Raw genomic sequence first — 20,301 nt, 5'->3', positions numbered from 1 at the left:
CGCGAAACTGTCAGCCATTGAATAGTCGGCGGCATACTACACAGCGGCCCGCCGCCGCCCGTCGCACGGGTCCGGTCGCGCGAATCGACGGTCCGACCCTTGTGAGCCCTTGCCCCGCTGAGTAGTCTGCCGCTGATTACTCAGTCCCTGACCAAAGTCTGAGCGGGGTCTGGCCTCGTCCGTACCGGACGCCGAAACATGGAGAGAGATGTTCACGAACCTGCAAGACCTGCTGCGCCGGCGCACGCGAGACCGGGCCCCGAGGGCGGAGGCCGGGTTCACGCTCGTCGAACTCCTCGTCGTCATCGTGATCCTCGGCATCCTGTCCGCGATCGTCGTGTTCTCCGTGCGCGGCATCAACGACAAGGGCCAGGGCTCGGCGTGCCGGACCGACAAGAGCACGATCGAGACGGCGGAGGAGGCGTACTTCGCGGGCGAGGGCAAGTACGGCGACATCGCCGCGCTGGTCGGCAAGGGCTTCCTGTCCGGCCCCTCCGAGTGGCACACGGTCGACCTCACGGAGGCGCCCTACAAGGTCAAGCCCAAGGCGATGGACAACGGCAAGGTCAACCCCTGCGCCTGACCCGAGACACCCCTCCCGACCGGGACCCGGCCCGAGGACGGGCCCCCGGGAGGGGCGGGAACCACCGGACGGCGGTCCGTTCGCCGCCCGGCGAACCGCCGCGGGCCGCCGCACCCGGCCCCGGCGCCCCCCGCCCTCGTCCCGCCCGACCGTCCCGCCCCGTCCCGCACCCCGCCCCGAGGCCCCCGCCCGCCCCCACCACCCACCGGAACCCCTCCCGCCGAGACCCCTCCCACCGGCCCGCTCCGACGGGCCCGGACCGTACGGCACCATGACGCCCATGCCACCCGAACTCGTCCTGCTCATCGGCCTGTCGGGGCTCGCGGTGGGGTCGTTCCTCAACGTCCTCGTCGCCCGAGTCCCCGACGGCCGCTCCGTCGTCCGGCCCCGCTCCGCGTGCCCCCACTGCGAGACCCCGATCGCGGCCCGCGACAACATCCCCCTCCTCTCCTGGATCCTGCTGGACCGCCGCTGCCGGGCCTGTCGCGCCCCGATACCCGCGCGCTACCCGCTCCTCGAGGCCCTCACCGGCGTCCTGTTCGCCGCCGAGGCGGTGCGCTTCGGATGGTCCGAGACCCTGCCGGCGGCCCTGGTGTTCACCGCCGGCCTGCTGGCCCTCGCCGCCTGCGACGCCGAGCGCTTCCTGCTCCCCCGCCGCCTGGTCCACCCGACCCTCGCGCTCACCGCCGCCTGCCTGCTCGTGGCCGCCGCGACCACCGGCCAGTGGCAGCGCCTCGGCGTCACGGCCGCCTGCGCGGTGGGCGGCTTCGCCGTTTTCCTCGCCCTGCACCTGGCGCGGCCGGCCTGGCTCGGCTTCGGCGACGTGCGCCTGGCCGCCCTGCTCGGCACCGGCCTGGGCTGGCTCGGCCCCTGGTACCTCGTCCTCGCCCTCGTGGCCGGCAGCGCCCTCGGGCTGCTCGTCGGCATCGTGCTCATCGCGGCCGGACGGGCCACCCGCCACACCCGGCTGCCCTTCGGCCTCTTCCTCGCCGCGGGCGCCATCGTCGCCCTCCTCGCCGGCGCACCCCTCGTCCACTGGTACGAGACCGCGGGCACCCCGTACGCGAGGACCGCCCCGCTCACCGCGCCCGGCCCCTGATCCCGCCCCTGACCTGCCCCAGGGCATCGCCATCGGCGCCGACGGTCCTTACCCTGGTGACCATGACGGAACCTGATCTGCCACTGGCCGAGTGGATCGTGCTCGCACTCATCGCCGAACGCCCCGCCCACGGCTTCGCCATCGCGACCCTCACGGCGGAAGGCGCGGAAATCGGTGAGTTCTGGTACATCTCACGTCCCATGGTCTACCGGTCGATCACCCGGCTGGTCGAGCGCGGACTCATCACCCCGGTCGGTACCGAAGAGGGCAACCGCGGACCGCAGCGCACGCTCTACGCCCCGACCCGCTCCGCGAAGACGGCCGTCGGCCGGTGGCTCGGCGAACCCGTGACCGAGCTCTTCGACGTCCGCGCCGAACTCACCTGCAAGCTCCTGCTGCTCCGGCGCCGCGACACGAGCCCGGCCCGCCTGGTCGAACGGCAGCGGGTGGTCCTCGGCGAGATCGAGGAATCGCTGCGGGCCAAGGAGGACGCGGCCGGCGACCCCATCGCCCGCGCGAGCCACGCCCTGCGGCTGGAACACGTTCGGGCCGCGCACCGGTTCCTCGACGCCGCCGCGGCCGCCCCCGCCGAGGACGCCGCCGTCGACGCGGAGCGCCCGGCCGTCAACAGCGGCTGAGCGCGCACCGGCACGACGTCCCGCTCCGCCCCGCCGCCCCGCCGACCCCCGTGCCACGCGGAAGGGCCCGGTGACCGCGTCCTCGCGATCACCGGGCCCTTGCCCGTAGGGGCGCTCCGTGGGGTTACGGCACCTCGACGACCGTCTCGCAGGAGCCGCCGGACGCGATCGCGTCCGAGCCCGCCAGCGCGGGGCCGCCGTTGTCGTCGCCGGCGCACAGGTCCGTGCCGGCGCCGCCGGAGAGGGTGTCGCTGTCGGCGCCGCCGATCACGGTGTCGTTGCCGCCGCCGCCGGACAGCGCGTCGTTGCCGGCGCCGCCGCGGATGGTCTCGTTGCCGTCGCCGCCGCTGATGGCGTCGCCGCCGTCACCGCCGTCGATGTAGTCGTCGCCGTTGCCGGCCGACACCGAGTCGTTGCCGCCGAAGGCGCAGATCGTGTCGTTGCCGCCGTTCCCGCTGACGCTGTCGTTCCCGTTGCCGGTCACGATCACGTCGGCGCCCGCCGTGCCGTTCACGACCCCGTTGCCGGTGATCGTGGCGGCCAGACCGCGGCAGCCGGCCGACACGGTGAGCGACACGGTCGCCAGGTTCGAGTCGTTCGTGCCGTCCGAGGCCCGGTACGTGAAGCTGTCGTTGCCGACGTACGCGGCGGTGGGCCGGTAGCCGAAGCCGCCGTTCGCGTTGAGCGTGAGGGTGCCGTGCGCGGGCCCGGTCACCACCGAGGCGGTCAGGGTGTCGCCGTCGGCGTCCGTGTCGTTGCCCAGGACACCGGGGGCGGCGACGGTGAGCGGGGTGTCCGCGCCGACGTGCCCGTAGGACTCGTTCGTGGCGGTCGCGGGCCGGTTGGTGGTGTTGAGCAGCACCGAGGCGTCGTTGACGAAGGCGGCCGGGGCGTAGCTGTTGGCCGTGACCACGTCGGGGCGACCGTCGGCGTCGAGGTCGGCCACGGCGGTGGCCAGCGGGTGCCGGCCCCCGTTCAGGCCGAACGCGAGCGGCGCGGCGAAGGCGCCGGCGCCGTCGCCCTCCAGGACCACCACCTGGTCCGAGTCGGCGCTGGGGGCGATCAGGTCGACGTGGCCGTCGCCGTTGAGGTCGGAGACCGACACCGCGCCGAGGTCCGCGCCGGCCGTCAGCACGGTCGCGGTGCCGAAGCCGCCGGCGCCGTCACCGAGCAGCACGGAGAGGGTGCCCGGCGCGCCGGGGGCCGCGACGACGGCGTCCCGCTTGCCGTCCTCGTTGACGTCGGCGAGCGTGACCCGGGACGGCAGCGCCACCCCGGTCGCGACGCTCGACGGCGTGCCGAAGCCGCCGCTCCCGTCGCCCCGCAGCACCGACAGCGTGCCGTTCGCCGAGTTCGCCGTGACGAGGTCCTGGTGCCCGTCGCCGTCGAGGTCGGCGCCCGCGATGCCGAGCGGCGCCGTGCCGTTCGCCAGGGCGATCTGCGCGGCCGTGCCGAAGGTGCCGTTGCCGGCGCCGAGGGTCACCGAGACGTTGTTCGTGTTCGCGTTGGACGTCGCGAGGTCGGGCGCGCCGTCCCCGTCGAAGTCGGCCACGGCGATGTCGGTGGGGAACCGCGCGACGCACGGGTTGTCGCCGGTGGAGTCGCAGCCGGGCGTCGGGTTGAGCTGCACGGCCGTGCCGGCGGCGAGGGCGCCGGTGCCGTCGCCGAGCCAGACCAGGGCGACGTTGCCGCGCGCGTCCTGGCTGATCACGTCGGCGTCGCCGTCGCCGTTGACGTCGCGGATCACCGCGGAGCCGAGGAAGACGCTCGGGGCGGTGCGGGGCGCCGCGTACTTGGTGACGGAGCCGAAGGCGCCGCCGCCCGAGCCGAGGAACACGCCGAGGCCCTCGGCGCGGATCGCCGTCACGAGGTCCGGGACGCCGTCGTGGTCGAGGTCGCCGATCGCGACGGCGGAGCCGCCGCGCCCGTGGTCGTCGAGGTTCGCGGCGGAGGCGAAGGCGGTGGTGTTCGTGACGGTCGCCGAGGCCGGGCCGGAGGTCAGGGCGAAGGTCGCCGCGGCCAGGGCGAGCGCCGGGAGCCGGAGCGCCCGACCGCGCGCGACGGGGGTTCGCGCGGGGGATCTGCGCATGGGTGATGCCCTCCTGTGGGCTGGGTGAAGAGGTGGGTGGGGGGCGCGGCGGTCCGTCGTGGGGGAGCCGCGAGTCGTGCGGTCGGTGGGACGGCTCAGTAGCCGTAGGCCGCGAGGGTGGCCTGGATGGTGGTGTTGCTGTCCCACTTGGTGTTGAACAGGTTGTCCCAGGCGGCGGCCGCGCCGGTGTTCCCGCCGCTGAGGGCGACGCCGAACTGCTGGATGTCCCCGTAGTCGGAGTACTCGGCCGGGTCCACGGTGGTCCAGTTGTTGGGGTCGTTGCCCGTGGTGCCGCTCAGCGAGCTCGACGACCACGCCACGTGCATGATGTTCGACTTCGCGACGAGGCCCAGCTGGGTGTTCCCGCCGGCGTTGGCGGTCACCGCGCCGCGCACCTGGCTGATGCCGGACTCCAGGCGCACCTTGCACGCGGCGCCCGCGCTGTCGCAGGCGCTGCCGGTGAACACGTTCTGGCCGGCGCCCGAGGCGACCCAGGGGAAGCCGTTCTGGATCAGGGCCGCCTTGGACGCGGCGCCGAAGGGCGCGGAGGCCGGGTCGGCGATCGCGATCCGGCGTCCGCTCGTCGTGAGCCAGTTCACGACGCCCGCGATGGTGGTGGGCGCTCCGCCGGCGACCGGGGTGGCGTCACAACGGGGCGACTGGGGCTTGCCGTTGCCGCTGCCGTTGGCGTCCGCGCCGAAGGCCAGCGGGGGGCTCGCGGCGTTGGACGGGTCGTCGCCCTTGGTGGAGCCGGCCCAGCTGCTGTTGCAGCTGTAGATGGCCAGGTTGCCGATGGCCACGGGGTGTTTGCTGGTGGCGAGGCCGTTGCACTCGACGCTCGCGCTCGCCGTGCACGTGCCGCCGGCCGAGGTCGGGATGACGGCGTCGACATTGGCCTCGTCGGCCGACAGGAACGCGTCGATGTGCAGCGGCCCGTTGACGCAGTTGTTGGACGAGGACGGGTTGCACGTGGTGTACGGGCCGGCGCTCTTCAGCTGCTGGCGCAGGCTGCCCGAGGTGATGCCGCGCATCGTGGAGGTGTCGAGGACGGGCTTGTTCCAGAACCCGCCGACCTGCGAGGACGGGTTCGCCACGAAGGGGTTGAACACGCCGGCCGTCTCGATGGCGCCCTTCATGTCCCTGACCGCCGGGTACATGTTGTTCGCGATGCCGACCTGCGCGTCCGTCGCGGCGAGGGCCGCCGGCGCGGCGCCGGCGATCAACGCCGTCGCGAGGGCGCCCGCCGTGAACGCCTTCCGTATCCGGCGCATGACGGTGGAGCCGGAGTTGGGGGCGCTCCGGGCGCGCCTGGACCTACGTTGCATCTGCTTACTCCTGATCGATCCGTTGGGCGGCGGCAGCCGCACGGGGGCCCCGCCGGGGGGATGGGGGGATGTGCCGAAACTCCTGGCATTCACGGGGCTTTCCGACATGACGGCGCCGCACATGCCTAGATGGTGCTCATCCGGGAGTCCAGTAGTCAATGATTGACAACTGGGCGGGCTGTGCGTGTAATGCACGTATCCAGCCCGCAACGCGTCCTCGGCCGAGTCATGCCGTCGGCGCGGCCGCGGCACGCGTGAAAGGTCGACGGCACGATGGGCAGAGGCGTGACATGGCACCGGTGAGCAGACTGTCGGGCTCGCCCGCGATCAAGTGGGGGGCACTGCTGCTCGCGTTGATCGCGGTGGCCGCCGTCGTCCTCGCGTTGGTGCGCGACGGATCCGACGAGGCCGCGGGCCGCGAGGACCCCGAGTGGTGCACGCCGGGCACCCAGCGCTCGGCGCTCTGCCCGCGCGGCAAGACCTTCGAGCCGAAGGACTACGCCACGCACGGCAACTCCTTCGACTGCGTCAACTTCGCCACCCAGGCGGACGCCCAGGCGGTGCTGCGGGCCAACCCCGAGGACCCCAACAAACTCGACGACGGGGGCGGCGTCGCCTGTCGCGGACTGGCCGAGCCGCGCGACACCGAACCGGTCGCCGAGATCGCGCGCAAGCACAAGTGCGGCGCCGGGGACACCCGCAGCGCGCTCTGCCCGGACCCGAAGCAGCCCTTCGACCCCCGGCGGTTCCTCCAGTACGGCAACGACGCCTACGACTGCGGGGACTTCGCCTCCCAGGCCGACGCCCAGGCCGTGCTGCGCTTCGAGCCCACCGACCCGAACCGCCTCGACGAGAAGGGGAAGGGCGTCGCCTGCCCGGACCTGCGGGGGCCCAAGGACCTCATGTCCGTGCGCAGGGACACCACATGACCCACCGACCGAAGGAAGACCGGACCGCCATGACACCCGCCCCTCGCCCGTTCCTCGCGCGCGCCAGAGGAGAGGACGGCTTCACGCTCGTCGAGCTGCTCGTGGTCATCGTGATCCTCGGTGTCCTCGCCGCCATCGTGGTGTTCTCCGTCCGGGGCGTCGGCGACAAGGGCTCCAAGGCCGCGATCGCGGCCGACGCCGCCACGCTGCGCACGGCGGAGGAGTCCTACTGCGCCAAGTACGGGCGCTACGGCACGGTCGAGGACCTCAAGACCGACGGACTGCTGGCCGGCGACCCCGCCTACAACATGGTGGTGGTCGGCCAGGAGAACAAGTGCGGACGGGGCGAGAAGTCCTCGTTCACCCTGTACGACACCTCCACGCCCACGGAGAGCGTCGCGGAGGGCATCCCGGTGGGCGGCGACCCGCGGGACGTCACGGTGGACGAGAAGGCCGACCGCGCGTACGCGGTGTCCGCCGCCGACAACACCCTGACCGTGATCGACGGCAAGACCGACACCCGGATCGGCGAGCCCGTCTCCCTGGCCGGAGCCGTGACCGGCCCGAACCGCGTCGCGGCCGATCCCGGGACCGGCCGGGTCTACGTCGGCGGCGACGACGGCGTCGCGATCGTCGACACGCGCGAGGGCAACCGCGTGACGAAGGTCGACGGCTACTCGACCAAGGTCACCGCCCTGTCCGTGTCCCCCGAGAACGGTGACGTGTACGTGGCGGGCGGAGTCCCGTCCCAGGCCGCCGTCGCCTACATCACGGCCGGCGGTTCCACGGCCACCCCGATCCCCCTGCCCGACGGGGGAGTCGTGGGCGAGAGCCTCGGCGTGGACTTCGCCTTCGACACCGAACGCCACAGGGTCTACTTCGCCAAGGGCAACGTCGGCACCGCCGACGGCAAGCTCGGCGGCGCGGGACTCTACGCCCTGTCCACGCAGAGCCACGAGCTCAGGCTCGTCACGTACTTCGCGACCAAGTCGGCCTGCGGCAGCAAGGGTCCGAGCGCGCTCCGCTCGGGTTCGATGCGAGGCAGCGTCGCCGTCGATCCCGTCCGCAACCTCGTCTACCTGCTCGCGCAGCGCTGCGTGCCCGACCCGGCCGCTCCCGCGGGCTCCTGGAAGACGGTCGGGACGACGATCGCCGTCGATCCGGACAAGAACACGTCGACGGCGATCGACGACCTGGTGGGAACCCCCTACACCCCCAACGCCGTGGTCTACAGCCCCGGCTCGGGTGCCGTCCACGTCCACTCGAACGGCGGAACGGGCTGCAACGGCTCCGGCGGGCGGATCATGCGCATCGTCGGCACGGAGGCCAAGGGACAGGTACGCGGCTGCACGATCGCGAACCTCGGCGGGAACCTGGCGCACAAGATGACCATGCTGAAGAAGTACAACCGGATCTTCGTCGGACAGGAGCAGGCGGAGAAGGGCGCGCCCGGAGGCATCGGGGCCTTCGACGCCGGCACCCTGCTGGTCCACCCCGCGCTCGGCACCACGCGCCAGTTCGGCGCGCTGGCCGTCAACAACACGACGGACAAGCTCTACGCGGTCGACCCGAAGAACGGAACGATCGCGGTGTTCCGGACGGGACCGGCCTAGACCATGACCCACCAACCACACGACCGCCGACAGGACCACGACCGGACCCCGGCCCACCGGCCGCGCCCGGCCCCTCGCACCGCCCTCGCGGCCCTCGGCGTGCTCGCGGCGTTCGCCCTGACCGCGTGCGGCGCCGGGGACCCCCCGGAGCGCCGGTTCGACGTCACCCCGTACGTGCGCCAAGGGCACGTGGTCGACTGCGCCGCCTTCACCGCCCAGGCCGACGCCCAGGCCGTGCTGCGCGCCGACACGCTCGACCCGAACGGACTCGACCGGGACGGCGACGGCGTCGCCTGCCCCGAGCTCCCGGGCCCGAAGGACGACGAGCGCGTCCGGCGCGACTTCACCACCGACATGGACGGCGCGCCGATCGTCCAACCCCTCACCTCGGCCCGCCCGTCGGTCATGTCGACGCCGTGAGACCACCGTGCCCGGCCCACCCGGCCCACCCGTCCCGCACGGACGGACGGACGGGCCGGGCACGGCGAGGCTCCGGCGGACCGGGTCAGTCCAGGTCGAGCAGCTCCGTGTGCACGGCGCTGTGGCCGCACCGCTCGTCGACGAGCTGGATCCGCAGGATCCAGTGCGCCTGCCGGCCCTCCCGCAGCGTCCGCCGCAACGGCCGGTCGTTGTCCGGACCGATGAACTCCTCCGGCCGCGTCACCTCCGTCCGGACCTCAGGCGCGGCACCGGTCAGCCGACCGCAATGCCGCCCCCCGAGCCCCCGACCCAGTTTCGCGGCCAAGTCCCGTATCCGCCCGTGGAGTTCACAGCCCGTGAGAGAGCCGTCGGCGCGAAACGCGGCCCGCGCGCCGGAGGCCACGAGCGCCAGGTCCTGCACGAGACGCCGCCGCGAACGACCGTCACCCACGGCCACCGTCCGGGCGAACCCCGTCTCGTACGGGGCCACCAGCGACTCGAAGTCCACCACCACCAGGTCCTGCGCCCCGATGACCCGTTCCGACCACGGCCCGCTCGGCGCGGCGCTCGACTCCGAACGCACGAAGCGGCGGGCCACCCGCCCCGCCCGCACGCCGAACACGTCCCGGGCGATCAACGCGATCCGGTTGTCGACCTCCTCCTCGCTGCGCCCGGGCCTGATCACCTGAGTGCCGATCACGTGCGCGAACAGGTGCTGCGCCATGCGCCGGCCCTCCAGCAGGTGCAGGGCGCGCAGCCCCGCGTCCATCCGGTCCAACGTCGTCATCGTGCGTCCTCGCTGTCAACTCGTACCCGCGACGTTCGCCGCGACGGCCCGAGGGCGGGGAGTGGTGATCGGCGGACGGGCGGGGGGCGGCCCTGACCGCCCGGCCGAACCTAGCAACGCGCCCCCGCGCGAATCACCGGTCGATCATCCAAGGCTCACAGGCCGAGAACCGCCCCCACTGGACCCTCGTACGAACCCGGCGCCGGCGACGACACCGGCCGTCAGGCGGGCGCGGCGGGAGGCCGGGAAACGCGCGGGGGTTTTCTCCGCTCGCGAAAAAACGGCGGATCGCATTTAGTGGCCTCACTGTTGAATTAGGCTCTCATCTGCAATGAACGGTCTCCCACCCGGGCTGTATCTGCGACCCGGGTCGGGTCGTCGGGGTCGGTGGCTCTCGTGGCCCGGGTTCAAAGAACGGCACGTCAGCAGGGTCGTAGGTCCCGAACGGGACAGGGCGTGCGGCCCGGTCTCAAGTGCCTGTGCTACCCGTGACTTCCGGCTCGCATCTGCGGTTCGATTTCCCCGGGCCTTAATTCCGTGGCGTAGAGTCGGAAGTGCCGCGAGGGAAACGCATTCCTTGTGCGGTGACCCACTCGTTTTTCTTTCAAAGGGGCGTTGTTCCATGAGCCTGTCCATTCGCAACCAGATCGCCGGCACCGTCACCGCCGTCACCTCCGGCGAGGCCATGTCCTCGGTCAAGGTGCGCCTGGAGGGTGGTCAGGACATCACCGCCGCGATCACCACCGACGCCGCCAAGGAGCTGGGCCTGGCCGAGGGTTCGGCCGTCAAGGCGCTGGTCAAGGCCACCGAGGTCTCCCTGGCCACCGCCGCCGTCACCGGCGTCTCCATCCGGAACCAGATCGCGGGCACCGTCGTCGACGTGGCCACCGGTCCGGCCATGGCCTCCGTCAAGGTCGACGTGGCCGGTGGCGGCCTGACCGCCGCGATCACCGCCGACGCCGTCAAGGACCTCGGCCTGACCGCGGGCACCTCCGTCGTCGCCCTGATCAAGGCCACCGAGATCTCCCTCGCCGCCGCCTGATCCACCCCCTCCTTCGCCCGACGCGGTTCCTCCCGCGTCGGGCGTTTTTCGTGCGAGGTGCGCGAGGTGCGCGAGGTGCGCGGGGTTCGTGCGGCCCGGGAGGGCGGGTCTGCCGTGTGACGCGGCGTCGGGTGCGCACAGTGGGGGTGTGGCGGGAACGGCCTCGTGCCGACTCGCCACGTGCCCGCCCCGGCTCCGCGGGAGCCGTACTCCGGACCACGCAAGGGATCCCTCATGAGCAGTCTCGCCCTCGTCACCGGCGCCGGCTCCGGCATCGGCCTCGCCTTCGCCGAACGCCTCGCCGCCGACGGACACGATCTGATCGTGGTCGGCCGCACGCGGGAGAAACTCGACCGGTTCGCCGCCGCCCACCCCCGGGTCGGGGTCCGTGTGCTCACGGCCGACCTGTCCACCCCCGAGGGCGTCGACGAGGTCGCGGCCGTCTGCGCCGAGGAGCCCCTCGACCTGCTGGTCAACAACGCCGGCGTCTCCCACTACATGCCGCTCGCCGAGCTCCCCGCAGCCAAGGCCCGCGAGATCGTCAACGTCAAGGTCCTGGCGCCGACCCTGCTGACCCGCGCGGCCCTCGGCGGGATGCTGGAGCGCGGCGCGGGCCGGATCGTGAACATCTCGGGCATGATCGCCTTCAGCGGCCCCGCCGGACCCGAGGTCGTGCCGCGCCGGGCCGTCTACGCCGGCACCCTCGCCCACCTGGTCGCCATGTCCCAGACCCTCGCGGCGGAACTCGACGGGACCGGCGTCGGCGTCCACGTGGTCTGCCCCGGCATCGTCGCCACCAACTTCCACGCCGCCCAGGGCATCGACGCGAGCGCGATCCCGCGCATGAGCGCCGAGGACTTCGTGACCGGCACCCTGCGCGGCATCGCGCTCGGCGAGACCGTCATCGCCCCCGGCGTCGAGGACCGGGGCCTCCTGGACGCCGTGTTCACGGCCGACCTCGCCGCCTTCACCGGCCAGAGCCCCACCCTCGCCACCCGCTATCGCACCGACTGACCTCGCGGCGGGCCCGCGCGGCTCAGCCGTCGGCGAGGCGCAGCAGGAGGCGGGTGGCGCGGGCGATCGTCGCCCGTTCCTCCTCGTCCAGGCCGGCGAGACGGGCGTCGAGCCAGGCGTTGCGGTGCTCGCGGGTCTCCTGCGCGAGGCCCCGCCCCTCCGGGGTCGCCTCGAAGAGCACCTTCCGCCCGTCGTGCGGGTCGCGGGTGCGCACGACGTAGCCGGCGGCGCTCAGCCGGTTCACGGTCTGGCTCATGGAGGCGGGGGAGACCCCGCCCTCACGGCTGAGCTCGGTGAGGGTGCGGGGGCCGTGCTTGTGCAGGTGGACGAGGACGTCCAGCGTCACGTCGCCGAGGGCGCCCTCCGGGCGTTCGGCCCGGAAGCGGCGGTGCAGCCGGCCCACCGCGAGGCGCAGCGGCGCCCCGAGGTCCCCGTCCTCGTCCCCCGGCCCGATCCCGGCCCCGGCCCCGGAAGGGCGGGCGGTTGCGTCGTTCTCCATAGGTTCTTAGTATACCGAAAGAATCATTTCGTATACCTAATCATCTCCTGATGTCCCCTGGAGGAGCCCGCCATGCCCGCCAATCCCCTGGGCCTCGCCCTGCGCAACCGTCGAGCCGGTGAACACACCCTGGTCTGGGCCGACCCCGCCCTCCGGGCCCCCGCCGACCTCACCCTCAGCAGCCCCGCCTTCGCGCACGGCGCCCCCGTGCCGGCCGCCCACCGCGGCCGGCTCTTCGGCCCGAACGTCTCCCCGCCCCTCGCCTGGACCCCGCCCCCGTCCGGCACCGTCGAACTCGCGCTCGTCGTCCAGGACCCCGACGTCCCGTTCGGGAAGGCCGCCACGCACGCGCTCGTCGTCGGCATCGACCCCGCCCTCGGCGCGCTCCCCGAGAACGCCCTCGCCAACCCGAGCCCCGTCCCCGGGATCCGCTACGGCAAGGGCCCGCTCGGCCGCCTCGGATACGCCGGCCCCATGCCGATCCGCTCCCACGGGCCCCACACCTACGCCTTCCAGCTCTTCGCCCTCGACCGGGCCACCGGACTCGACTCGGGCTTCACCCTCGAAGCGCTGCTGGGCGTCCTCGCCCACCACGTCATCGGCCGGGCCCGACTCGACGGCACCTACGAGAACCGCTGAACGCCGAGGAACCCGATCTCCTCGAAGTGGTCGAGGTAGCGGTCGATCAGGGCGGCGTCCACGGCCGGGCACGCGGCCGAGCCGGCCGTCGTCCTCGGGTCCGGCGCCGGCGGGGCGCCGGCGGGGGCGGCCAGGAGGGGGAGGTAGGGGGTGAGGGGGAAGGCGGGGTCGGCCGCGACCCGGCGGGTGACGGAGGCGATCCAGTCGGCGCGGTCTACGGACGCGACGCGGTGCCCCCGGGCCCGGAGGCGGTCCACGACGAGGGCCAGGTCGGTTGGGCGGGGGTTGGCGATGTCGTGGACCCGGCCGTCGGGTTCCTCGTGCGCGAGGGCCCGCACGAGGGTGTCCGCGACGTGGTCCACGGGCACGAGGTCGAGCGGGAACGGGCCGTCGGGGGCGGTGCCGGTGTCGGCGATCGCCTTGACGAGGGCGCAGACGAGGGTGTCGGTGGGCCAGGTGCCGCCGGTGGTGGAGCCGCTGATCTCGCGGGGGCGGTGCACGGTGACGGGCAGCCCTTGGACGTACGCCTCCAGCACGAGCCGTTCGGCGACCCACTTGGTCCGCGCGTAGCCGGTGGGCGGTCGCGAGGCGGACGCGGGGTGCACGCCGACGGTGTCGATCGTGGACACGTGGTGGAGGGTCTTCACGTGGTGCGCGGTGGCCAGGCGGAGCACGGTGCGGGTGCCGTCCACGTTGGCGGGCCGCAGCAGCGCGTAGGGGTAGGCGAAGTTCACGTGGGCGCCGTTGTGGACGATGGTGTCCACGTCCCGTGCCAGGGCGTCGAAGGCGGCCGGGGCGAGTCCGAAGCGGGGCAGCGCCAGGTCGCCGGCGACCGGCACGACGCGTTCCGCGGGGACCCGGCCGGTCAGGCCGTGGCGTCGGAGGTTGGCGTGGAGGCGGCGGCGGGCGTGTTCGGCGTCCTCGGCCCGGACCAGGCAGTGCACGAGGGTGTCGGGCTCCCGCAGCAGCCGTGCGAGGAGGAACGCGCCGAGGAAGCCGGTGGCGCCGGTCAGCAGGATCCGGTGCGGCCTCGGGCGGTCCGGGGGCCGCGGACCGGGGAGGTTCGGCAGCGGCTCCAGGGTCGCCTCGGCCCACAGGTCGACCTCCTCCTCGCGGGCGCCGCCGCCCGCGAGCCCGTCCACCGCCGACGCGAACTCGGCCAGGGTGGGCGCCGACAGCAGGGCCCGGATCAGCCCGCCCGTGTCGGCGTCCGCCAAGGGGAGCCGGGCGCGCAGCACGGAGACGGACCGCACGGCGTGCAGGGACCCGCCGCCCAGGGCGAGGAACCCGTCCTGCCGGGCGACCCCCGACACCGACAGCACCTCCGACCACACCTCGGCCACGATCCGTTCGGTCTCCGTCTCCGGTTTCCCGCCCGGCAGCAGGGTCACGGTCGCCGTCGGCAGCGACGCGCGCTCGACCTTGCCGTTGGCGTTGCGGGGCAGTTCGTCCAGGACGTGGACGACGGAGGGGACCATGAACGGCGGCAGCCGGTCGGCCAACAGCCCGCGCAGTCGCCGCCCCAGCGCGCCCCGGTCGGCGACGGCGGCGCCGCGCGCGGGCACGGCCCACGCCACGAGCCGCCTGCGGTCCCCGGTCGGCGGCACGAGATCGGCGACGGCCTCGCTGACCTGGGACTGCGCGGCCAGGGCGGCCTCCACCTCGGCCAGTTCGATCCGGTGCCCGTCGAGTTTGACCTGCCGGTCCAGGCGCCCGAGGAACTCCAGGACCCCGTCGGCCCGCACCCGCACCCGGTCCCCGGTCCGGTACAGGCGCTGCTCGCCGACCCGGGGCAGGACCCGGGTGACGAACCGCTCCCGGGTGCGCACCGGGTCGCCGTGGTAGCCGACGGCCAGCCCGTCGCCGCCCACCCACAACTCGCCGCTCCCCCCGACTCCGACGGGGTCGCCCGAGGGAGTGAGCACGAAGGCGGTGGAGTGCGCCGTCGGCCGGCCGATGGGCACGCTGTCCGCGTCCTCCGGCAGGTCGGTGACCTCGTGCATGGTGCAGAAGATCCCGTTCTCCGTCGGGCCGTAGGCGTTGACCAGGTGCCCGGGAGGGCCGTGCCGCAGCACGGCCCGGACCGCGCCCGGGTTGACCACGTCCGCCGTCACGAACAGGTACCGCAGGGACGCGAACATCTCCGGCCGCCAGGCGGTGACCTCGTGGAAGAGGCCCGCGCTGAGCACCATCACCGTGGCCCGCTCCGCGACCAACAGCCGGGCCAAGTCCTCGGGGGCGAGTTTGACGGTGCGGTCCACCAACACCAGCCGCGCGCCGTTGAGGAGGGCGCCGAAGACCTCGAAGCAGGACACGTCGAAGGAGGGGCTCGTGGTCGCCGGCCAGGTGTCGCCCTCGCCCACCACCGGGCTGCCGGCGCCGAGGACGAGCCGGGACGGGGCCCGGTGCGGCACGGCCACGGCCTTCGGTACGCCCGTGGTGCCGGAGGTGAACATGACGTACGCGAGGTCCCCGCCCCCGATCGCGCCGTCGTCGGGCGGCAACTGCGCGCCCGGTCCCGACACCTCGGGCAGGGGCACGTTGGACGCGACCGGGGAGGCCGTGGCCCCGGCCGCCCCGAGCACGAGCCGGACCCCGACCTGCCCGCACATCGCGGCCAGCCGCCCGAGCGGGTACGACGGCTTCAGCGGGACGTGCACGGCGCCGGCCTTCAACACGCCCAACATCGCGGCGATCCCCGGGATCGACAGCTCCGACAGCACCCCGATCCGGTCCCCGCGCCGCGCCCCCCGCCGCCTCAGCTCCCACGCGACCCCGTTGGCCATCCGGTCGAGGGCCTCGTAGGTGACCGTGACCGCCCGGTCGCGGACGGCCGGGGCCCGCGGGGTCCGACGGACCTGCTCCTCGAACAGGCGGTGCAGCGGAAGGTCGCGCGGATAGGGGATTTCCGTCGGGTTTCCCCGACGCGTCTGGAACGGAATGCCCGTGGACGTCGAATTTCCGTGCACGTCGATCTCTCCTTCGTGTCGTGATCCCCTCACGCTATGAATGCGGAACACCGCCGATAAGAGGTCGTCCCGCCCGGTGGGACAGGGCGTGGACCCGCGCGTCGGTCGGCTCCTAGCGTCGGGGTGCACGGCGTTTCGGCAATGCCGGAAAACGACGACAAGGGAGAAACAGCCATGAGCACAGTGACCACCGACACCACGAGCGTGCGCGGGACGGCCGACCGTCTCGTCGAGCGGATGCGCCACGTCGCGACGGAGAACGCGTACGTGACCAAGGCCCGCGACGGCAAGCTGACCGCCGCCGACGTCGCGAACCTGGTGCGCCTGGAGAACGCCACCCTCGACAACGTCACGCAGAGCATCGCCCTGGGCGCCGCCCGGATGCGCAACACCGCCGCCATGGACTTCCTCATCGAGGTCGGCCGGCTCGTCGCCGTCGACCGCAAGAACGTCCGGGCCGCCGCGGTCGCCTACGGCACCCCCCTCGAAGGGCACCCCGGCGAACACCTGGACTCCACCGCCTACGGCTACGCCGGCTTCGTCAACTGGGCCTGCCTGCACACCGAGGCCGCCGCGATGGCGTTGATCGCCTACGTGGACATCACCCTGTGGCACGAGGCGTGCGTCCTGCTGACCCCGGCCCTGCGCGAGCTCCCCGGCCTCCCGCACGAGGTGGTGCACTACTTCGCGCTGTACGAGGAGCGCCCCTCGGAGATCCTGGACCTGGCACTGGAGTTGGTCGCCGCCGAGACCGGCTCCGAACGGGACCTGCTGCGGGCCGCCGACACCACCGCGCTGATGGAGGAGCACCTGGCCGCGTTCTGGCGGGCGGCCGACCGGTAGCCGAGCGGGGGGACCGCGAGACCGGACGCGGGTCGGGCACGGGTCGGGCGCCGGGCACGGGGCCCGACCCGCGCGCGGACGCCGCCGGCGACGCACCGGTCACGTCGACGGGCCCTCACCCACCGCCCGGCCGACGTGGTCCCGGCACGAGCGGCGCCTCGCCCAGGTGCAGCACCGCCCGCTGCGCGTACACGCTCGCCTGCCGCAGCACCGTGGCCGCCCGGGCCGCGTCGAACCCCGCCGGCTCGGCCCCCACGCTCAGCGCCGCCCAGGGCACGCCCCCCGGCCCGTACACGCCCACGGCCGCCGCCGCCACGCCCAGCGGCGGCCCGCCGGGGTCGACCACCAGACCGTGCGCCCCCGGTCCGCCGGGCACCCCGCCCGGGGCCGGGGCCCGCAGGACCCGGGCGGAGACGCCCGTGCCCGCGCACGGCCGGGCCTCGATCCGCGCGGCCAGGTCCCGGTGCGCGAAACCGTGGGCGAGTTCCACGAAACGGGTCCGGAACCCGGCGGTGACGGCCGGCCCGACGACCCATCCGGTGCGTTCGGACAACTGCCACACCAGCGGGCCGAGCGCCCGGCGGACCCGTTCCTGTCGGGCGTCGGGCAGCGGCGCCGTCAGGTCCCGGAGGGTGTCGCCCAGGCAGTAGTGCTCGCCGTACCGGGAGACCAGGTTCAGGGTCCACAGTTCGCTGAGCAGCCGATGGGCCGTGCTCTTCGCCAGGCCCGTGTGCCGCACGATCTGCGGCAGCGAGGCGCAGTCGTGGTGGGCCCGGACGGCCTCCAGGATGAGCAGCAGCCGGCCGGCGAGCCGGCTGCCGTCACCCGTCCGGCGTCCGGGGTCGATCCGCTCCCGCGTGTTCACGCGCCGGCCTCCTCCCCGGGGACGCGGACGAGGGCGCTGAGCCCGCGGAAGGTCGTGGCGCCGGTGATGTCGTCCTCCGAGACCTCGGGGCGCAGGTGTTCGCCGAGGCATTCGGCGAGTTCCACCTGGGCCAGGGAGTCCAGGCCGAGCCGTTCGAGGGTCGTGTCGTCGGTGACGTGCGCGGGGTCGACGTCGAACACCGACCGCAGCACGTGCAGCAGGTGTTCCCGTGTGGTGTCGTCGGTCATGACCGTCCTGCCTCTCGGGGAGTGGTGTGGTGGCGGGTCGCCTCGGCCACGGCCTCGGCGAGGACCCGCCCCGCGGCCTCGACCCGGTCCGGGCGGTGGGCGGCGGAGAGTTGGAGCCGGAACCGGGCCTGGCCGCGCGGGACGACGGGGAACTCCACCAGGTGCACGAGCACCCCCCGCGCCTCGGCGATCCGCAGGGCCGTGCGGCCCACGTCCAGCGAGGGGACGACGAGGGGGACGATGGGGGAGGGGAAGCCGAGGACGGAGCAGCCGGAGGCGGCGGTGGGGGAGAGGGCCGCGCGCAGGGTGTGGGCGTGGTCGAGGAGGGTGGCGCGGCGGGCCTCGCCCTCGGGGCCGGCCATGAGGCGGGCGGCGGCGAGGGCGCCGGCCGTCTGCAATGGGGTCAGGGCCGAGGAGAAGATGTGGGTGCTGCCGAAGTAGCGGGTGTAGGCGGCCACGGCCTCGGAGCCGGTGGCGAGGTAGCCGCCGTTGGTGGCGAACGCCTTGCTGAAGGAGCCGACGACGAGGTCGAGTCCGCCGTGCACGCCCTGGGCGGCGGCCACCCCCTTCCCCTCGGGGCCGAGGACGCCGATGTCGTGGGCCTGGTCGACCAGGAGCAGGGCGCCGTGTTCGCGGCAGACGCGTTGCGGTTCGGGCAGGTCGGGGGCGTCGGAGTTCATCGAGAAGAGGCTCTCGGTGATCACGAGGATCCCGTGTTCGGTGTCGCGGGCGCGAATGGCGCGCAGCGCGTCGGCGACGGCCGTGGTGTCGAGGTGGGGGGTGCGGGTGACGTGGGGGGTGCGGGCGGCGGCGATGCCCTCGTTGAGGCAGGCGTGGACGAGTTCGTCGGCCACGATGTGGTCGTCGCGTCGGACCAGGGCGTTGACGGCCCCGAAGCCGGCGGCCCAGCCGGTGGGGAAGAGCACCACGTGCTCCATGCCGACCATGCGGCCGAGTTCACGGCGGAGTTCGCCGGCGAGGGCGGTCTCGCCGGCGGCGGCCGGGGACCCGGCCGCGTGTGGCCCGTAGCGGTCCAGGGCGGCCACGACGGCGGCGTGGACCTCGGGGTGTGCGCTCAGGCCAGGTAGTCCTGGCTGAGGAGGTTGACGCCGCTGCCGGGGCGCCCGTGCTCGTCGACCACGCGGGCGGGGGAGGCCAGGGGGGAGTCGAGCATCTGCTGGTGGTAGCCCCAGCGGCGGTCGGCGACGTGCCCGGACCGCCGGCGTTCGAAGGGCTCGGTGCGGTGGTCCAGACGGTCGCCGGTGAGGGTGCCGAAGTGTCCGATCGAGGTTCGGGCGGTGATTCGCGGTGCCATGGGGGTGCCTCTTTCCGGGAGGGGTCAGGGACGGGTGAAGAGCAGGGAGGCGTTGTAGCCGCCGAATCCGAACGAGTTGCTGAGGGCGGCCCCGGCCGAACAGGCGCGGGCCTCCTTCGCGATGAGGTCGAGTTCGATCAGCGGGTCCGGGTCGGTCAGGTTGGCGGTGGCCGGCAGCAGCCCGTCCCGCAGGGCGAGGATCGTGAGGATCGCCTCGATGGCGCCCGCGGCCCCGAAGGTGTGCCCGGTGACGCCCTTCGTCGAGCTCACCGGCACCGCACCGCCCAGCACCGCTCGGATCGCGGCGCCCTCGGCGAGGTCGTTGCGGACCGTGGACGTACCGTGCGCGTTCACGTAGCCGACCGCCGAGGCGGCCACGCCGGCGTCCCGCAGGGCCGCCTCCATCGCCTGCCGGGCGCCGGCGCCGTCGGCCGGGGGGCGGGTCGCGTGGTGGGCGTCGGCGCTGGTCCCGTACCCCGACAGCCGCGCCACCACCGGCGCCCCCCTGCGGCGCGCGTGCGCGGCCGACTCCAGCACGAGGACGCCCGCGCCCTCGCCGATGACGAACCCGTCGCGTGACGCGGAGAAGGGACGGCAGGCCCCCGCCGGGTCCTCGACCCGCCGCGACAGCGCGCGCAGCCGGTGGTAGGCGGCGGCGTTGAGCGGGGTGAGCGGGGCGTCGGTGCCGCCGGCCAACACCACGTCCGCCGTGCCCGACCGGATCAGGTCACGGGCCACGCCGATCGCCATCGACCCCGAGGCGCAGGCGGTGGTCACGGTCAGCGCGACCCCCCGCACCCCGAACTCGACGGACAGCTCACCGGCCGCCGCGCTGAGCAGTCCGGCGGGCATGGTGCGCCCGGGAACGGCGGCCGGCCCCCCGGTCACCAGCGCGGCCTGCCCGGCCTCCAGCGCGGCCGTGCCCCCGGCGGCCGTTCCCAGCACCACGCCGGTGCGCGCCGGATTCCGACCGGTCGGCTCCAGACACGCCGAGCGCAGGGCCTCCGCGCAGGCAACCAGGGCGAGTTGGGTGAACCTCTCCGTGCCGGACGCGCGCCGCGCGCCCAGGGCCGTCGGCGCGTCGAAGCCGGGCACCTCGCAGCCGAAGTCCACCGGGCACCCGGCGAGGGCCGCGAGCGGTGCGGCGGTCGGCGCGCCCGCCAGGACGCGCCGCCACCCCGCCTCGACGCCCACGCCGGCGGCGCCGATCATGCCCATCCCGGTGACGACCACCTCCGCGCCGTTCGCGTTTGTTTTCATCACGCTCATTTCCCGGACTGTGGGGAGAACGGGAAGGGGTTCCGAGGAATGCGGAACTCCTCACCGTGAGCGGCGACATCGGGCGCCGCGCATCTCCATCAAGCCCGAGGCGCGGGGCCGGGTA

At 73.9% G+C, this 20,301-nt stretch carries 20 protein-coding genes; 10 read left to right on the top strand and 10 right to left on the bottom strand.

Annotated elements, in window-relative coordinates; all coding sequences use genetic code 11:
• Positions 1 to 208 precede the first annotated feature (208 nt).
• The 3 genes from ACN20G_RS29040 (at position 209) to ACN20G_RS29030 (ending at position 2,320) form a co-directional block, all read left to right on the top strand.
• Complete coding sequence (locus tag ACN20G_RS29040; protein ID WP_424216194.1) at positions 209 to 583, top strand: type II secretion system protein; 375 nt, start codon at positions 209 to 211, stop codon at positions 581 to 583.
• Between the two features lie 280 nt (positions 584 to 863).
• On the top strand, positions 864 to 1,682 hold the full coding sequence (locus tag ACN20G_RS29035) for a prepilin peptidase (protein WP_424216193.1): 819 nt from the start codon (positions 864 to 866) through the stop codon (positions 1,680 to 1,682).
• Between the two features lie 62 nt (positions 1,683 to 1,744).
• Complete coding sequence (locus ACN20G_RS29030; RefSeq protein WP_424216192.1) at positions 1,745 to 2,320, top strand: PadR family transcriptional regulator; 576 nt, start codon at positions 1,745 to 1,747, stop codon at positions 2,318 to 2,320.
• A gap of 124 nt (positions 2,321 to 2,444) precedes the next feature.
• On the opposite strand, the gene ACN20G_RS29025 is transcribed toward ACN20G_RS29030, so the two are convergent.
• Both ACN20G_RS29025 and ACN20G_RS29020 read right to left on the bottom strand, forming a co-directional pair.
• Positions 2,445 to 4,409: an FG-GAP-like repeat-containing protein gene (locus tag ACN20G_RS29025; protein WP_424216191.1), complete on the bottom strand. Its 1,965-nt coding sequence runs from the start codon at positions 4,407 to 4,409 to the stop codon at positions 2,445 to 2,447.
• Positions 4,410 to 4,504: 95 nt separating this feature from the next.
• Positions 4,505 to 5,734 carry a hypothetical protein gene (locus ACN20G_RS29020; RefSeq protein WP_424216190.1) on the bottom strand — a complete coding sequence of 410 codons (1,230 nt, stop codon included), beginning with the start codon at positions 5,732 to 5,734 and terminating at the stop codon, positions 4,505 to 4,507.
• A gap of 299 nt (positions 5,735 to 6,033) precedes the next feature.
• On the opposite strand from ACN20G_RS29020, the gene ACN20G_RS29015 reads away from it, so the two are divergent.
• From ACN20G_RS29015 to ACN20G_RS29005, 3 genes are read left to right on the top strand one after another with little or no spacing between them, the layout of a single operon-like run.
• The gene (locus ACN20G_RS29015) at positions 6,034 to 6,663 is read left to right on the top strand and encodes a hypothetical protein (protein WP_424216189.1); all 630 of its coding nucleotides are present in this window, start codon (positions 6,034 to 6,036) and stop codon (positions 6,661 to 6,663) included.
• A gap of 29 nt (positions 6,664 to 6,692) precedes the next feature.
• Positions 6,693 to 8,276 (top strand): prepilin-type N-terminal cleavage/methylation domain-containing protein, encoded by a 1,584-nt coding sequence (locus ACN20G_RS29010; RefSeq protein WP_424216188.1) that lies wholly within the window; start codon positions 6,693 to 6,695, stop codon positions 8,274 to 8,276.
• A 3-nt stretch (positions 8,277 to 8,279) separates the two neighbouring features.
• Entirely contained in the window at positions 8,280 to 8,696 is a 417-nt protein-coding gene (locus ACN20G_RS29005) for an excalibur calcium-binding domain-containing protein (protein ID WP_424216187.1), read from the top strand.
• 85 nt (positions 8,697 to 8,781) lie between these two features.
• Here ACN20G_RS29005 and ACN20G_RS29000 read toward each other — a convergent pair whose 3' ends face one another.
• Positions 8,782 to 9,483: a M24 family metallopeptidase gene (locus ACN20G_RS29000; RefSeq protein ID WP_424216186.1), complete on the bottom strand. Its 702-nt coding sequence runs from the start codon at positions 9,481 to 9,483 to the stop codon at positions 8,782 to 8,784.
• Between the two features lie 622 nt (positions 9,484 to 10,105).
• Here ACN20G_RS29000 and ACN20G_RS28995 point away from each other — a divergent pair.
• Together ACN20G_RS28995 and ACN20G_RS28990 are read left to right on the top strand one after the other, a co-directional pair.
• The gene (locus ACN20G_RS28995; protein WP_424216185.1) at positions 10,106 to 10,525 is read left to right on the top strand and encodes a TOBE domain-containing protein; all 420 of its coding nucleotides are present in this window, start codon (positions 10,106 to 10,108) and stop codon (positions 10,523 to 10,525) included.
• A 234-nt stretch (positions 10,526 to 10,759) separates the two neighbouring features.
• A complete protein-coding gene (locus tag ACN20G_RS28990; protein ID WP_424216184.1) occupies positions 10,760 to 11,539 on the top strand; it encodes an SDR family NAD(P)-dependent oxidoreductase in 780 nt (259 codons plus the stop codon).
• A 22-nt stretch (positions 11,540 to 11,561) separates the two neighbouring features.
• Here ACN20G_RS28990 and ACN20G_RS28985 read toward each other — a convergent pair whose 3' ends face one another.
• Positions 11,562 to 12,038, bottom strand: a complete 477-nt coding sequence (locus tag ACN20G_RS28985; RefSeq protein WP_424216183.1) for a MarR family winged helix-turn-helix transcriptional regulator — start codon at positions 12,036 to 12,038, stop codon at positions 11,562 to 11,564.
• Positions 12,039 to 12,110: 72 nt separating this feature from the next.
• Here ACN20G_RS28985 and ACN20G_RS28980 point away from each other — a divergent pair, with 72 nt between their 5' ends.
• Complete coding sequence (locus tag ACN20G_RS28980) at positions 12,111 to 12,677, top strand: YbhB/YbcL family Raf kinase inhibitor-like protein (protein WP_424216182.1); 567 nt, start codon at positions 12,111 to 12,113, stop codon at positions 12,675 to 12,677.
• Here the strand turns inward: ACN20G_RS28980 and ACN20G_RS28975 are convergent.
• Positions 12,662 to 15,646, bottom strand: a complete 2,985-nt coding sequence (locus tag ACN20G_RS28975; protein ID WP_424216181.1) for an amino acid adenylation domain-containing protein — start codon at positions 15,644 to 15,646, stop codon at positions 12,662 to 12,664. The two genes, ACN20G_RS28980 and ACN20G_RS28975, sit on opposite strands and share 16 nt — an antisense overlap.
• 174 nt (positions 15,647 to 15,820) lie before the next feature.
• On the opposite strand from ACN20G_RS28975, the gene ACN20G_RS28970 reads away from it, so the two are divergent.
• Complete coding sequence (locus ACN20G_RS28970; RefSeq protein WP_424216180.1) at positions 15,821 to 16,489, top strand: hypothetical protein; 669 nt, start codon at positions 15,821 to 15,823, stop codon at positions 16,487 to 16,489.
• A 115-nt stretch (positions 16,490 to 16,604) separates the two neighbouring features.
• Here the strand turns inward: ACN20G_RS28970 and ACN20G_RS28965 are convergent, their stop codons facing one another.
• Genes ACN20G_RS28965 through ACN20G_RS28945 form a run of 5 tightly spaced genes read right to left on the bottom strand, consistent with a single transcriptional unit; the run spans position 16,605 to position 20,186 of the window.
• Positions 16,605 to 17,354 (bottom strand): helix-turn-helix domain-containing protein, encoded by a 750-nt coding sequence (locus ACN20G_RS28965; RefSeq protein ID WP_424216179.1) that lies wholly within the window; start codon positions 17,352 to 17,354, stop codon positions 16,605 to 16,607.
• Positions 17,351 to 17,602 (bottom strand): acyl carrier protein, encoded by a 252-nt coding sequence (locus tag ACN20G_RS28960; protein ID WP_424216178.1) that lies wholly within the window; start codon positions 17,600 to 17,602, stop codon positions 17,351 to 17,353. The genes ACN20G_RS28965 and ACN20G_RS28960 overlap by 4 nt, the downstream gene beginning before the upstream one ends.
• On the bottom strand, positions 17,599 to 18,648 hold the full coding sequence (locus tag ACN20G_RS28955; protein WP_424216177.1) for an aminotransferase class I/II-fold pyridoxal phosphate-dependent enzyme: 1,050 nt from the start codon (positions 18,646 to 18,648) through the stop codon (positions 17,599 to 17,601). The genes ACN20G_RS28960 and ACN20G_RS28955 overlap by 4 nt, the downstream gene beginning before the upstream one ends.
• Before the next feature lie 29 nt (positions 18,649 to 18,677).
• Positions 18,678 to 18,917 (bottom strand): hypothetical protein, encoded by a 240-nt coding sequence (locus ACN20G_RS28950; protein ID WP_424216176.1) that lies wholly within the window; start codon positions 18,915 to 18,917, stop codon positions 18,678 to 18,680.
• Between the two features lie 24 nt (positions 18,918 to 18,941).
• Positions 18,942 to 20,186 (bottom strand): beta-ketoacyl-[acyl-carrier-protein] synthase family protein, encoded by a 1,245-nt coding sequence (locus ACN20G_RS28945; RefSeq protein WP_424216175.1) that lies wholly within the window; start codon positions 20,184 to 20,186, stop codon positions 18,942 to 18,944.
• Positions 20,187 to 20,301 lie beyond the last annotated feature (115 nt).

Source organism: Streptomyces dryopteridis, assembly GCF_049606955.1.
GTDB lineage: Bacteria > Actinomycetota > Actinomycetes > Streptomycetales > Streptomycetaceae > Streptomyces.
The sequence above is the reverse complement of the archived record's forward strand: the minus strand, read 5'-3'. Positions and strand labels throughout refer to the sequence as shown.